At 60.9% G+C, this 13,571-nt stretch carries 13 protein-coding genes; 5 read left to right on the top strand and 8 right to left on the bottom strand.

The genetic code is table 11. The features are described from left to right. Window positions 1-15: 15 nt before the first annotated feature. The 8 genes from ACIOUG_RS00130 to ACIOUG_RS00165 all read right to left on the bottom strand — a co-directional run bounded on the left by ACIOUG_RS00130 (window position 16) and on the right by ACIOUG_RS00165 (window position 7,436). A complete protein-coding gene (locus ACIOUG_RS00130; RefSeq protein ID WP_401061548.1) occupies window positions 16-1,626 on the bottom strand; it encodes a gamma-glutamyltransferase family protein in 1,611 nt (536 codons plus the stop codon). A gap of 25 nt (window positions 1,627-1,651) precedes the next feature. Continuing rightward, on the bottom strand, window positions 1,652-2,743 hold the full coding sequence (locus tag ACIOUG_RS00135) for a polyamine ABC transporter substrate-binding protein (protein ID WP_401061550.1): 1,092 nt from the start codon (window positions 2,741-2,743) through the stop codon (window positions 1,652-1,654). A 20-nt stretch (window positions 2,744-2,763) separates the two neighbouring features. Beyond that, entirely contained in the window at window positions 2,764-3,543 is a 780-nt protein-coding gene (locus tag ACIOUG_RS00140; RefSeq protein WP_401061552.1) for an amino acid ABC transporter ATP-binding protein, read from the bottom strand. A gap of 2 nt (window positions 3,544-3,545) precedes the next feature. Continuing rightward, on the bottom strand, window positions 3,546-4,322 hold the full coding sequence (locus tag ACIOUG_RS00145) for an amino acid ABC transporter permease (protein WP_103520703.1): 777 nt from the start codon (window positions 4,320-4,322) through the stop codon (window positions 3,546-3,548). A gap of 11 nt (window positions 4,323-4,333) precedes the next feature. After that, complete coding sequence (locus ACIOUG_RS00150) at window positions 4,334-5,140, bottom strand: ABC transporter substrate-binding protein (RefSeq protein WP_401061554.1); 807 nt, start codon at window positions 5,138-5,140, stop codon at window positions 4,334-4,336. 80 nt (window positions 5,141-5,220) lie between these two features. Continuing rightward, window positions 5,221-5,889, bottom strand: a complete 669-nt coding sequence (locus ACIOUG_RS00155) for a GntR family transcriptional regulator (RefSeq protein WP_401061556.1) — start codon at window positions 5,887-5,889, stop codon at window positions 5,221-5,223. Between the two features lie 255 nt (window positions 5,890-6,144). After that, a complete protein-coding gene (locus ACIOUG_RS00160) occupies window positions 6,145-6,453 on the bottom strand; it encodes a plastocyanin/azurin family copper-binding protein (protein ID WP_401061557.1) in 309 nt (102 codons plus the stop codon). Window positions 6,454-6,467: 14 nt separating this feature from the next. Further along, window positions 6,468-7,436, bottom strand: a complete 969-nt coding sequence (locus ACIOUG_RS00165) for a metallophosphoesterase family protein (RefSeq protein WP_401061559.1) — start codon at window positions 7,434-7,436, stop codon at window positions 6,468-6,470. A gap of 153 nt (window positions 7,437-7,589) precedes the next feature. On the opposite strand from ACIOUG_RS00165, the gene ACIOUG_RS00170 reads away from it, so the two are divergent. The 5 genes from ACIOUG_RS00170 to ACIOUG_RS00190 all read left to right on the top strand — a co-directional run bounded on the left by ACIOUG_RS00170 (window position 7,590) and on the right by ACIOUG_RS00190 (window position 13,571). After that, entirely contained in the window at window positions 7,590-8,102 is a 513-nt protein-coding gene (locus tag ACIOUG_RS00170; protein WP_401061560.1) for a sigma-70 family RNA polymerase sigma factor, read from the top strand. Next, window positions 8,095-8,838 (top strand): anti-sigma factor family protein, encoded by a 744-nt coding sequence (locus tag ACIOUG_RS00175; protein ID WP_401061562.1) that lies wholly within the window; start codon window positions 8,095-8,097, stop codon window positions 8,836-8,838. Before ACIOUG_RS00170 ends, ACIOUG_RS00175 begins: the two co-directional genes overlap by 8 nt. A 147-nt stretch (window positions 8,839-8,985) precedes the next feature. Continuing rightward, window positions 8,986-9,819: an oxidoreductase gene (locus ACIOUG_RS00180; protein WP_401061564.1), complete on the top strand. Its 834-nt coding sequence runs from the start codon at window positions 8,986-8,988 to the stop codon at window positions 9,817-9,819. Window positions 9,820-9,842: 23 nt separating this feature from the next. Then, window positions 9,843-10,781: an AraC family transcriptional regulator N-terminal domain-containing protein gene (locus tag ACIOUG_RS00185; RefSeq protein ID WP_401061566.1), complete on the top strand. Its 939-nt coding sequence runs from the start codon at window positions 9,843-9,845 to the stop codon at window positions 10,779-10,781. Between the two features lie 168 nt (window positions 10,782-10,949). Next, complete coding sequence (locus ACIOUG_RS00190; RefSeq protein ID WP_401061567.1) at window positions 10,950-13,571, top strand: EAL domain-containing protein; 2,622 nt, start codon at window positions 10,950-10,952, stop codon at window positions 13,569-13,571.

A 13,571-nucleotide genomic window follows, 5' to 3' on the forward strand; every position in this document is an offset into this window, starting at 1 on the left:
GGCAATCAATCTACTTTACCAAACCGCAATATGCGAATCCGCCCTCGGCTCAGTCCCGCCACACAGCACTCCCGTCACCGGATCACGCAGAATGATCTGCCCTCGTCCGTAATCCGTCGAATCACTGGCGATCTGCACTTCGTGCCCACGGCGAGCCAACGCATTGGCCAGATCCCTCGAAGCGCCCTGCTCGATGCCGACTTTCATCCCACCCAGCCACTGCCAGCGCGGCGCATCCAGTGCCGACTGCGGGTTCAAGCCGAAATCCACCAGGTTCATCACCATCTGCACATGGCCCTGCGGCTGCATGTAGCCGCCCATCACGCCGAACGGCCCCAGCGCCTGGCCGTCCTTGGTGAGGAAGCCGGGAATGATCGTGTGAAATGTCTTTTTGCCGGGAGCCAACGCGTTGGCATGCTCGGGATCAAGGCTGAATTCCTGCCCACGATTTTGCAGGGCGATGCCGCTGTCGGGCAATACCACGCCTGAGCCGAAGCCGTGGTAATTGCTCTGGATGAACGACACCATGTTGCCCTGCCCGTCCGCCGTGGCCAGATACACCGTGCCACTGGCGTGCGGGTCGCCCGGTTTCGGCGGCTGCGCCTGCTCGCCGATCTGAGCGCGGCGGCGAGCGCTGTACGCGTCACTCAACAGATCGGCCACAGCCACACGCATGTGCAGCGGATCGGTGATGTAGTGCAGCCCATCGCTGTAGGCGAGTTTCATCGCCTCCAGTTGCCGATGCCAGGTCTGCTGGCTGTCACGGTGATCGAAGTCGAAACCCTCGAGCATCTTCAGCGCCATCAGCGCCACCAGACCTTGCCCGCTCGGCGGGATTTCCCAGACATCCACGCCACGGTAATTGACGTGAATCGGTTCCACCCATTGCGCGCGATAATGCTCCAGATCGGTGGCGCGCAGATAGCCGCCCGTTGCCCGCGAATGCGCATCCAGGCGTTGCGCCAGTGCGCCGCGATACAGGCTCTCGCAACGCGTGTCAGCCAACTCTTCAAGGGTTCGTGCCTGCGCCGGGTTACGGAACAGCTCCCCGGCCTTGGGCGCGCGGCCGTCAATCAGGAACGTATCGAACCAGGCCTGCAGCACTTCATCGCGATGGGGACTGAACTCATCCAGCGCGATCTGCCACTGGTGGGCAACCACCGGCGACAGCGGAAAACCGTCTCGGGCCAGGCTGATTGCCGGTTGCAGCAAATCGGCGAACGGCAACACGCCAAAGCGCTGCGACAACTCGGCCCAAGCCGATGGACAACCCGGCACCGTCACCGGCGTCCAGCCATACAACGGCATGTGCTCATGGCCGGCCGCTTTGACCGCTTCGATACTTAACGATGCCGGGGCGTGGCCGTTGGCATTGAGCCCATGCAACTGATCCTTGAACCAGACCAGGGCAAACGCGTCACCGCCCAGGCCACAGCCCGTAGGCTCGACCACGGTCAGGGCCGCCGCCGTGGCGATGGCGGCGTCAATCGCGTTACCGCCCTTGTGCAGCATCTCGATGCCGGCCTGCGCGGCCAGAGGTTGGGACGCCGCGACCATGCCGCGACGGGCAAACACGCTTTGGCGTTGCGACGGATAGGGATATTCGTGAGCAGAGAATTTCAACATGGCAAAGGTTCTTCCAATCAGCAATTCATTGGCCGGACTTGATCCGGTTCCATTCGCGGGTGATCAGGCGCTGGATGTTTTCCGGCAGATCGGCGGAGACGAAGGCATGGTTGATCACCTCGTCAGTCGGGTAGATCCCCGGGTTGCCGCTGACTTTGCTATCCATCAGCGCCGTGGCGTCCTTGTTCGGATTGGCGTAGCCGACGTAGTCGCTGACCGGCGCAATCACCTCAGGGCGCAACAGGTAATTGATGAACGCATGGGCGTTGGCGACATTACCGGCATCCTTGGGAATCGCCAGCATGTCGAACCACAGGTTCACGCCTTCCTTGGGAATCAGGTAGCGGATATCGATGTTTTTCCCCGCCTCGCGCGCCCGGGTCTGGGCCTGCATCACGTCACCGGAATAGCCGATCGCCACGCAGATATCACCGTTGGCCAGGTCGGCGGTGTACTTCGACGAGTTGAAGTAGGTCACCGAGGGACGCAACGTCATCAGCAGTTTGGAAGCCTGCTTGTAGTCGTCAGGCTTGACGCTGTTGGGGTCCAGCCCGAGGTAAAGCAGGGCCTGGGGGATGATCTTTACCGGTGCATCAAGGAAGGCCACGCCGCAGCTTTTCAGTTTGGCGAGGTTCTGCGGATCGAACACCATCGACCAGGAATCCAGCGGCGCATCCTTGCCCAGCACGGCGCGGACTTTCTCTTCGTTGTAGCCGATGCCCACGGTGCCCCACATGTACGGCACCGCGTATTGATTGCCGGGGTCGGCAGCCTGCAGACGCTGCATCAAACGCGGATCGAGGTGCTTCCAGTTATCGAGCAATCCGCGTTGCAGCGGCTGATAGGCGCCGGCGCGAATCTGTTTCGAAAGAAACTGGCTGGACGGCACTACCACGTCGTAGCCCGAATGCCCGGAAAGCAACTTGGCTTCAAGCATTTCATTGGTGTCGAAAATGTCGTACTGAACCTTGATCGCGTTGTCTTTCTCGAAATTCTTCAGCGTGTCGGGGCCGATGTAATCGGACCAGTTGTAAACCTTCACCACCGAATCGGCAGCCTGAAGCATGGGCACCACGGCGGCGCAGCACAGTGCGGCGAACAAGCTCGATAAACGCATCGTCGAAATCCTTGTGAAGTTCACAGCACGCGGCTGAGAAAGGCTTGGGTACGGGGATGGGTGGGACGACTGAAAATCTGTTCCGGCGGGCCTTGTTCGATCAGTTCGCCCTGATCGAGCACCACCACCCGGTCGGCCACCTCGCGGGCAAAACCCATTTCATGGGTGACCACGACCATGGTCATGCCCTCCTCGGCCAACTCCTTCATCACTTGCAGAACCTCGCCGACAGTTTCCGGGTCGAGGGCGCTGGTGGGTTCGTCGAACAACATCGCCTGCGGTTTCATCGCCAGTGCTCGGGCGATCGCCACCCGTTGCTGCTGACCGCCGGAAAGCATCGACGGGTAATGACTGGCCTTGTCTGCCAAACCGACTCGCTTGAGCAGCGCGTGGGCTTGTTCCAGCGCAGCCTGGCGTGACACGCCCAACACCTGAATCGGTGCTTCGATGATGTTTTCCAGGGCGGTCATGTGCGGGAACAGGTTGAAGCGCTGGAACACCATACCGATGTCCCGGCGCTGGCGAGCAATGTTGCGTTCCGAGTCGCGCACCAGACTGCCGTCTGCCCGGGTGCGATAACCCATGGGCCGGCCGCTGACGCGGATCTCTCCAGCCTGAATGTCTTCGAGCAGATTGATGCAGCGGATAAACGTGGTCTTGCCCGAGCCTGAGGCGCCGATCAGCACCACCACTTCGCCACGTCGCACTTGCAGCGAGATGCCCTTGAGAATCTGCAGATCACCGAAGGCCTTGTGAATGTTCAGCGCCTCGATGATCAGTTCGTCACTTTGATGCGCCATGATTAACGTCCCCTCAGCAGTTTCAGGGTGCTACGGCCGAACATCCGGCTGGAGGCCGGCGGCGGCGAAGAAGGTCGGTCCGACTGGCCGAAACGGTTCTCCAGCCAGCGCTGAAAGAAACCCCACAGCGTGGTGAGCAACAGGAAATAAATCGCCACCACCAGGTACAACTCGAACACCCGAAAAGTCGCCGAGGTGACCATCTGCGTGCTGAGCAACAGCTCCTGCACGCCGATCACGCTGACCAGCGTGGTGTTTTTCAGCATCACGTTGAATTCGTTGCCCAGCGGCGGCACGATCACCCGAAACGCCTGCGGCAGGACGATACGGCGCATCAATTTGGCGAAGGTCATGCCCAGCGAGCGCCCGGCCTCGTACTGACCCTTGTCCACGGCGCCGATCCCGGCGCGAATGATCTCGGCCATGTACGCGCCTTCGTTGAGGCCCAGAGCGATGATCGCCGCCTGAATGTTGCCGGGGATCACCAGCCCGAACAGCTCGATGTCTTCGAAGCGAAAAATCCCGCCCGCCGCCAGCGCCGTGTAGAGAAAGACGATTTGCACCAGCAACGGCGTGCCACGCATCAGCCACACATAAAAACGCACCGGCAGATGCAGCAAAGGGTTCTTCGACAAGCGCAACAATGCGGCGGCCAGCCCCAACACACAGCCCAGCAACATCGCCAGCACACTGATCAGGCACGTCAGCCAGAGCCCGGTGAGGTACACGCCGCTGGGTTGCAACAGGTACTGCCAGAACACATCCCAATTGAAATTCATCAACGCGTACCTCAATCGAGAGTGTCGCTGGAGACGTGCCACTTGCTCAGAAGCTGGTGGTAGCTGCCATCGCTGCGCATGTCGGTGATGATCTGCTGCACCGCAGCGCTCAGTTGTGGATCGTCCTTGCGAATACCCAGGCCGGTAAGGATCCGGCTGAATGCCGGGACGCCTTCTTCGAACAGGTCCGGGGCCATTGCGGCGTAATAACCGGCGGTTTCCACCGTGGTGCCGTAAGCGTCGACCTGACTGATGCGCAGGGCCTGGAAGGCGTCGGTGTCGGTGTTGTAGACCACCAGTTTCATCGGCGGCTTGCCGGCCTTGGTCAGGCTTTCATTCTCGGTGTCGAGCAGGGTCTTGATGGTCGAACCGTTGAGCACCGCGATCTTGTGACCGCTCAGATCCTGCAGGGTTTTCAGCGCCTTCGGATTGCCCTTGGGCACCACCACCGCCTGACTGGAATACATGTAGTTGACGATGTCGATCACCTCACGGCGCTCGGGCTTGTCGAACAACTGATCAACAATCATGTCGCACTGTTTGGCGAGCAACGCCGGGAGCAATCCGGAGAATGGAATCACTCGCCAGTCGACCTTTTTGTCACCCAGACGCTTGGCGATTTCCAGGCCCAGGTCGACGGTCAGGCCTTTGGGCTTTTGCGCTTCATCGAAGGACACCAGCGGCGGTGAATCCATGCCCGAGCAATAGGTGAGTTTGTCGACCTTGACCAGACGCTCCGGCACCGTGGGTGCGGCAAGCGCCCATTGCGAACAGAGCCCGAAGGAAATTGCAGCCAGTAACAGGCGAGACGTATGCATGACCAGACACTCCAGTTCGGTTAGTAACGGGGGCAGTACTCAAAGTCAAAACATCGGCGGATTCGGGTTCCGCTCTGTGGTTATTTTTCCGATTGCAGAAACTTGATCAGCTCGGGCACCGTGCCTTCGATATGCTCGCGCACCACGGCCTCGGCCTGGTTGGCGTCGCCGGCGCGAATCGCATCGAGGATCATCTGGTGTTCCTGGCGCGCACTCAGGGGCTTTTCGATGTGCTGCAGCCACAGGCGCATCGGTGCTTCGATCAGCGAGTAAAGGGCGCTGATCTGCTTCAACAACCGTGGTCGATCGCTGAGGCTGCACAGGTATTCATGGAACTTGCGATGGCGGCTGACCCACGCCGCACTCTCCTCGCGATAGTCATCCATTTCATCGAGCAGCCGCTCCAGCGCGGTCAACTGACGCTCGCTGATCTTTGGCACCGCGATGCGAATCGCCAGCCCTTCCAGGGCGCTGCGCATCTCGAAGACTTCATGCATCTGCTCAACATCCAGACCGCTGACCACCGCGCCGCGGTTGGGCCTGAGCGTCACCAGACCCTGCGCATCGAGGCGGCGAAAGGCTTCGCGCACCGGCATACGGCTCATGCCGATTTCGCTGGCGATGTCCTCGGCGATCAACCGGTCGCCCTTGCGATAACGACCGCCGCAGATGCCTTCCAACAGAAAGTTGTAGGCCTCCTCCTCGGCGGTCATCGGTTGACGCTGGTCGTAGGCGGGAGCGAATTGCATGGCGGCACCTTTTGTCTTTTTGTATCCAATTATCCACGGATACAAAAAAGGCACGATGCATGCCAGATTTCTCCGCACCGTGCCAAGCGCTTGATTTGAATGATTTAAGCGGAAAACAGCGATCAGCTCCTGGTGCGCGGAACTTGAGACGTGCTACCCAATAGCTCATTGCGAGCCCCGGAAAGGTGCAGATTGGTAGCTGAGTAACACTCAGGCAGCGGCACCCTTCCGGTCAGTCTTTCAGCTGAATCGCATTCACTGCGTCACCACCACCTTGCCGATCATTTGCGGATGCAACACGCAAAAATATTCAAACTCCCCCGGCGTATCGAACACCCAGGAAAAACTGTCATTGGTATCCAGCGCTCCCGAGCGAAACACCTTGTGGGTTTCCGCCACCGTGTGCGGAATCTGATCGTCATTGACCCACGTCACCTTGGTGCCGACGGCCACGGTCAGGTCCTTGGGGCCGAACATGAATTCCTTGATGTCGATCTTCACGTCCGTCGCCCAGACCGGCATCGCCAGCAACAGACCTATCAGCGCCAACAGTCGCGTTTTCATCGGTTCGTCCTCGGTCAAATCAGTGTCGAATCAATCAGTGCCAACGGGTGATCGCCCTGGGTCGCGCGCACGTCGGTGATCCCCAGGTAATTGCGCAATTGATCGGCCGCCACCGTCATCGGCCCCGGCGATGGTGCAGCACCCGGTGCCGGCTGCGGATACGCGGTGCCACGGGCGGTGTGGAAGATGATATTGCCTTCGACTTTCTGGATCACCTGATGGATGTGCCCGTTCAGTACCGTCACCGAACCGTACTTGCGCAGCAGCGCTATTGCTTGATCGCCATCCTCGGTGCCCCAGCCCCACGGCTGATAAATCGTCCACAGCGGGATGTGGGTGAACACGACGATGGGCGTGCTGCTGCTGACCGCGCGCAAGTCATCTGCCAGCCAGGCCAGTTGATCGGCGCCAAGGGTGGCTTCGTGGCCGGCCTGGAAGTTGAAGACGTTGATCAGCCCGATGAAGTGCACGCCGTGATCATCGAAGCTGTACCAGCCATTGCCTTTGGTGCCCTTGCCGTAGCGCTCCAGGTAAAGCTTGCCGCCGCCCTCGTCGAGGGTGTCGTGCTCACCGGGCACGTAATGCACGGTGGATGGCAGGCCCTTGAGCAACTGTGCGGCGGTGTCGAATTCCTCAGGCTTGGACAGGTGGGTGATGTCGCCGGTGTGCAGGATCAGCGCGGGGCGTTTGGGTAGCGCGATGACCTTGTCGATTGCCACTTGCAGGGTCTTGACCGGTTCCGGATTGGCCTCCTTGTTGAAGCCGATGTGCGAGTCGCTGATCTGCACGAAGTGAAAGCTGCTGGCCAGCGCTTTGGGATCGCTGACGTTACCCGCCTCGTCCAGCGCGAAGGCTTTGGGAATCCCGCCGCTCAAGGCCCAGATGACCCCCGCCCCGGCCCACGCCGAGCATTTGAGCAGGGTGCGCCGGTCCGGATTGAGCAAGCCGTCGGTGCGTAGCGGATGTTTTGCTTGAATGTCCATCGGTAGGTCCTCGCGGGCGAACTACAGTGAGGTAGCTGACACGAGGTAAACCTGGCGGCGCACGGATTTATTCCACGTCGCAAAATAAAGTGTTTAGCGGGAATAAAACCCGGTGTAGCACGGTTATAGGGGTGTGACGGTGCGGAACCCACCATGAAGCGATTTGAGGAACTGATTGCGCCGCATCTGGACGCGGCCTACAACCTTGCACGCTGGCTGACCGGCAACGACAGCGCTGCCCGCGACGTGGTGCAGGAAAGCGCCTTGCGCGCCTTCCGGTTTTTGCAGCGTTTTGCCGATGGCAACGCCAAGGCGTGGTTTCTGACCATCGTGCGCAACGAAAGCTACACCTGGCTTAAAGCTTCGGCCGGACGGCATTGGGTCGCATTCGATGACGAGATAGAAGAAACCGAGGGCGCATTGAGCCACAGCCAGACCCCGGAACTGCTGGCGATCCACAGCGAAAATGCCGAGCTGCTGCAACAAGCGCTGGGCGCCCTGCCGCCGGTGTTTCGCGAGGTGATTGTGCTCAAGGAACTCGAAGACCTGCCCTACAAGGACATCGCCCTGGTGGTCGATATACCCATCGGCACCGTGATGTCCAGGCTGGCCCGGGCGCGGGCCATGCTCAAGCTCGAACTACTGAAGTTGCACAATCATGAATGAACTCGACTGCACGGTTTGCCAGACCCGACTGCACGGCTATCTGGATCAGGAACTGGACCCGGCGACGGCTGCGCAGGTGGCAGCGCACCTGAGCACCTGCGCCGAGTGCGCGCGGCTGTACGATCAAGCGAAGTTGCTCAAGGTCAGCGTGAAGCGCCATGCCGCGTACTACCCCGCGCCCGCGTCATTGGCGGCGAGCGTGTTCGGCGCAGACAAACCTGCGTCGGGCTTCACGCAGCGCTGGCAAAAATGGCTGACCCCGGCCTTTTCCGCCGCTGCACTGGCTCTGGCGATGGTGCTGTATGTCGCCACGCCCGGCAGCGAGCAACCGCTGATTGATGAGGCCGTTTCCAGCCACGTGCGCTCGCTGATGGGCGAACACCTGAACGACGTGGTGTCCTCCGACCGCCATACGGTCAAACCGTGGTTCACCGGCAAACTCGACTTCTCGCCCCCGGTGTTCGACTACACGGCGCAAGGCTTTCCCTTGCTCGGCGGGCGTCTGGATTACCTGCAACACCAGACTACCGCCGCCCTGAGCTACGGGCATGCCAAGCACATCATCAACGTGTTCATCCTGCCCACGACCGAGCCCGACCAAGCCGTGCAGAGCCAAAGCCTTCGCGGGTTCAACGTGGTGTCGTGGCAATCCGCTCACATGCACTTCGTGCTGGTATCGGACGTGGAGAAAACTGAGCTGGAGGCACTGGGGCAGTTGCTCAGGAATGGCTCCTGATCCGGGCGGCGTGCCGAATCAACACCACGTTTCAGAGCGCTTCACAGGCCTGCCAATAGGAACAGGCAATCCTCGCAGACAAACCGGCATACCCCTTCCCCTGCGCGCTGCCTACCATGGCCTCTCCCTTATCCGTCGGAGATTGCCATGCACAGCAGCAAAACCCTGTTCATCACCGGTGTCAGCAGCGGCTTCGGCAGCGCCCTCGCGCAGGAAGCGCTCAACGCCGGTCATCGGGTGGTCGGTACCGTGCGCAATGACGCCGACCTGAAGTCGTTCGAGGCGCTGTCAGCGGATCGGGCCCACGGGGTGTTGCTCGACGTCACCGATTTCGATCGCATCGACAGGGTGATCGCCGACGTCGAAGCCTCGCTGGGCCCGGTCGATGTGCTGGTGAACAACGCCGGTTATGGGCATGAGGGCATTTTCGAGGAGTCACCGCTGGCGGAGATGCGGCGTCAGTTCGACGTCAACGTGTTCGGCGCGGCAGCGATGATCAAGGCGTTCGTGCCGTATTTCCGGCAGCGGCGCGCCGGGCACATTCTGAACATCACCTCGATGGGCGGCACCATCACCATGCCCGGCATTGCCTATTACTGTTCGAGCAAGTTTGCCCTCGAAGGGCTCTCCGATACGTTGAGCAAGGAGTTACAGCCGTTCAACATTTTTGTCACGGCGGTGGCGCCCGGTTCGTTTCGTACCGACTGGGCCGGGCGTTCGATGCAGCGCACAGCGCGCAGCATTGCCGACTATGACGCCAGCTTCGACCCCGTGCGCAAGGCCCGCGAAGAGAAAAGCGGCAAGCAATTGGGCGATCCGCGCAAGGCTGCGCAGGCCATGCTGCAACTGATCGCCAGCGCCGCACCACCCGCACACTTGCTATTGGGCAGCGATGCGCTGAATCTGGTGCGCGATAAACTGCAACGCAGCCTCAGCGACATCGAACAATGGGAAACCCTGACCCGCTCCACCGATGGCTGAGTCCCGGTAAGAGATCAATGCCCATGAGTCCATCCGATCCGTACACCGCACGCATGGTGCAGTTGCTCGAACAGCTCGCGCCGCTGGAGGGTTACAACCTCAGTGCGTTGGAAGATGTGCGCTTCCTGCGCTCGAATCGGCCGCTGAGCAACACCCCGGTGCTGTATGACCCGGGCATCGTGATTCTCTGTCAGGGGCGCAAGCGCGGTTATCTGGGTGATGACGTCTACGTCTATGACGCCCAGCATTATCTGGTGGTGTCGGTGCCGGTGCCGTTCACCATGGAAACCGAGGCCAGTGCGGCTGAACCGATGCTCGCGGTGTATATGCGCCTCGACCTGCAATTGGCCGGCGAGTTGATGTTGCAGGTCGACGAGGTGTTCGGCCCCAGCGAGGCTGTGCCCAAAGGCATGTACGCCTCGCCGATGGATGATCCATTGCGCGCCTCGACCCTGCGTTTTCTCGAAGCGATGAGCGATCCGGGCGACGCGCGGATCCTCGGGCCGGCGCTGGTTCGGGAGATCTACTACCGGATCCTGACCGGTGCCCAGGGCGGTTCGATGCGTGCGGCACTCCAGCAGCAAGGACATTTCGGCAAGGTCAGCCGGGCGATCCGGCGGATTCACAGCAGCTATGAGCAACGTCTGGACGTCGAATCCCTCGCTGAGGAAGCCGGCATGAGCGTACCGAGCTTCCATGTGCATTTTCGCAACGTCACCGATTCATCGCCGATGCAATACCTCAAGGCCACGCGCCTGCATCAGGCGCGCTTGCTGATGCTGCATGGTGCAATGCCGGCCGCGACCGCCGCGTTCAACGTCGGTTATGAAAGCCCCTCGCAGTTCAGTCGCGAATTCAAGCGCTTCTTCGGTCGCACACCGCTGGCCGAGGTCGCGTGGATGAAAGCCACGTATGCGCTGCCCCAGTCCACCACGCCCTCCCCGTACGTGTCTTCGCACTGAGCACCCATCGCTCCCGGCCATCGCCTGCCCGCCGCAGTCTCAAGGCAAAATCCCCGCGCATTCACTACGCTTGGGAAATCCGCCTCGGTGCAAACCCGACAAACACATTGAACATTGCACGTGGGCCGCTGTTCCAGATGATTCAGCTACAGATTCAAGGACGAGCATATGGATGTTTTCGCTCCTGCAACGCCGGTTCCACCTCAGCAAAGTGCAATCACTCGCCGTCTGGCCTTCGCGGTCGGCGCGCTGTTTGTCGTTGGGGTGATTGCCACTGTCGGCACCTTGCTCAGCATCGCTACTCGACTGGATCGCGAGGATGTCGAGGAGACGCGGTTCTATACCGCCCGTGCGTTGGAAAATCGCATCAGCGCGTCGAAAAGCTATATCACCAGCTACGCCGACTGGACCACGGCCTACGAACACCTGCACGCCCAAGTCGACACCGACTGGGCCTACACCCAGCAGAACATCGGCAAGACGCTGTTCACCACTGACGGTTATGACGGCGTGTTCGTGCTGGATCGGCAACGCACCAAATACGCTGTGGTGCAAGGCGAGCAAGAAAATGGCGACCTCTCGCGTTGGCTCAAGGTCACCGCCGCCGCGCTGGTGGATCAGGTGCAGAGCCAGGCTGATCTGACCGTGCCCATCAGCACCTATTCGCTGTTCGACGGCTGGCCGGCACTGGTCACGGCGGCGGCTATCCTGCCTAACGATGAGCGTCCGGTGGGCGATCCCAAACAAACGTCGGTACTGGTGTTCGTCGACAAGCTCACGCCCAGCAAACTGCAGGCACTCGGCACGGCCTATGGCCTGAACAACCTGATGCTGACCCAGGATGATCAACTCGCCAAGACGCCACCGCGCGTGCCGCTGGACAGTACCGGTTACAGCCTGACGGCGGATCTGGAACGCCCCGGCCAGCAATTGTTGTGGTCATTGCTACCGTCACTCGGCGCGGTGCTGGTGGTGCTGATGCTGTTGACTGCGTATTTCCTGCGCTACGCCTTGCGCTCGTCCACTTACGTCGACCATAGCTTCAGCACCTTGCAGGCCTCGAATCAGGCGCTGGAGGCGGCCAATCATGCGCTGGAGGCCAGTGAAGAACGTTTTCGCGCCGTGGCCGAAGCGGCGTCGGACTGGATCTGGGAAGTCGATAACGAACTGCGTCTGACCTATCTCTCGGCACGCTTCAGCGAGGTCACCGGTTATGCGCAAAACCAGTGGCTGGGGCAAGGCATCGGGCAACTGGTGTCGTGCGATACCACGCCGCTGGAGCTGTGGCTGAAGAAACTCAGCGAGGACAGCAATGCCAGCGACCTGCGCTGCACCTACCGCGATCACGCCGGACAGCTGCGGCACTGCCGACTGTCGGCGCGGCCGATTATCGAGAAGCACAGCGTGGTCGGTTATCGCGGTACCGCCAGCGACATCACCGACGAAGTCGCCGCCCATGCGCAGATTCAGCACCTGTCGATGCACGACGCCCTGACCGGCCTGCCCAATCGCAACCAGTTGGCGCGTTACCTGGAGGAAGCGCTGCTGCTCAAGGAGCACGCGCCGCCGCTGTCGCTGCTGGTGATTGATCTGGACAACTTCAAGCCGATCAACGACTCCCTCGGCCATCCGGCCGGCGATGCGGTGTTGCAGGAAGTCGCCAGCCGCCTGCGCGAATGCACCCGCGAGCTCGACATCGTCGCCCGCCTGGGGGGCGATGAATTTATCGTGGTACTCAATGGCATGGACACTCGGCATGAGGTCGACCGGTTCTGCACCCGACTGGTCGAGAGCCTGCATCAGCCGATGGTCTTCGAGCATCACCCGCTGCACGTCGGGGCCAGCATCGGCATCGCCGTGAGTCGCCGCCAGGGCTTCGTGCCCAGCGAGTTGATCCGTTGTGCCGACATCGCGCTGTATCAGGCCAAGTCCGAGGGCAAAAACACCTGGTGCTATTTCGAAGCGCACATGAACGACCAGATCCAGACCCGCCGGCAGATGGAAAGCGATCTGCGCGGTGCACTGAAAAACGACGAATTCGTCCTGCACTACCAGCCGCGCTACACGGTCGACGGCAAACACATCGTCTCGGTCGAAGCCCTGGTGCGCTGGCAGCATCCGACCAAGGGCCTGCTCGGGCCCGACGTGTTCATCGGGCTGGCGGAGCAGACCGACCTGATCGTGGCGCTGGGGCGCTGGGTATTGCGCGAAGCCTGTGAAACCGCCCTCACCTGGCCGGCGGATATCCTGCTCTCGGTCAACCTGTCGCCGGCGCAGTTCGCCCTCAGCGATGTCGTCGAAGATGTGCGCGAAGCGCTGGTGCAGACGCGTTTCCCGGCCAGTCGCCTGGAGCTGGAAATCACCGAAAACGTAATGCTGGTCGACACCGACGGTGCGCTGGCCACCATGAATGCGCTCAAGCAACTGGGCGTGCGTCTGAACATGGATGACTTCGGCACCGGTTATTCGTCCCTCGGCTACCTGCGCGCCTATCCGTTCGACGGAATCAAGATCGACAAGCGCTTCATCGCCTCGATCAGCAACGGTGCCAATGATCGCGCGGTGGTACAGGCAATCATCGGCCTGGGCAAAGCCATGGGCCTGACCGTGACCGCCGAAGGTGTCGAGACTGAGGAACAACTGGAGATTCTCGGCAAGGATCAATGCAACGAGGTGCAGGGCTACTTCATGAGCCGGCCGATCGACAAGACCGCGTTTGCACAGTTGCTGAAAAGCGTCAGGACCGAGCCGGCCGATCATCCGTCACCCAAGAAAGGGCGCGTCATTTAG

Source organism: Pseudomonas sp. NPDC087803, assembly GCF_044742995.1.
GTDB lineage: Bacteria > Pseudomonadota > Gammaproteobacteria > Pseudomonadales > Pseudomonadaceae > Aquipseudomonas.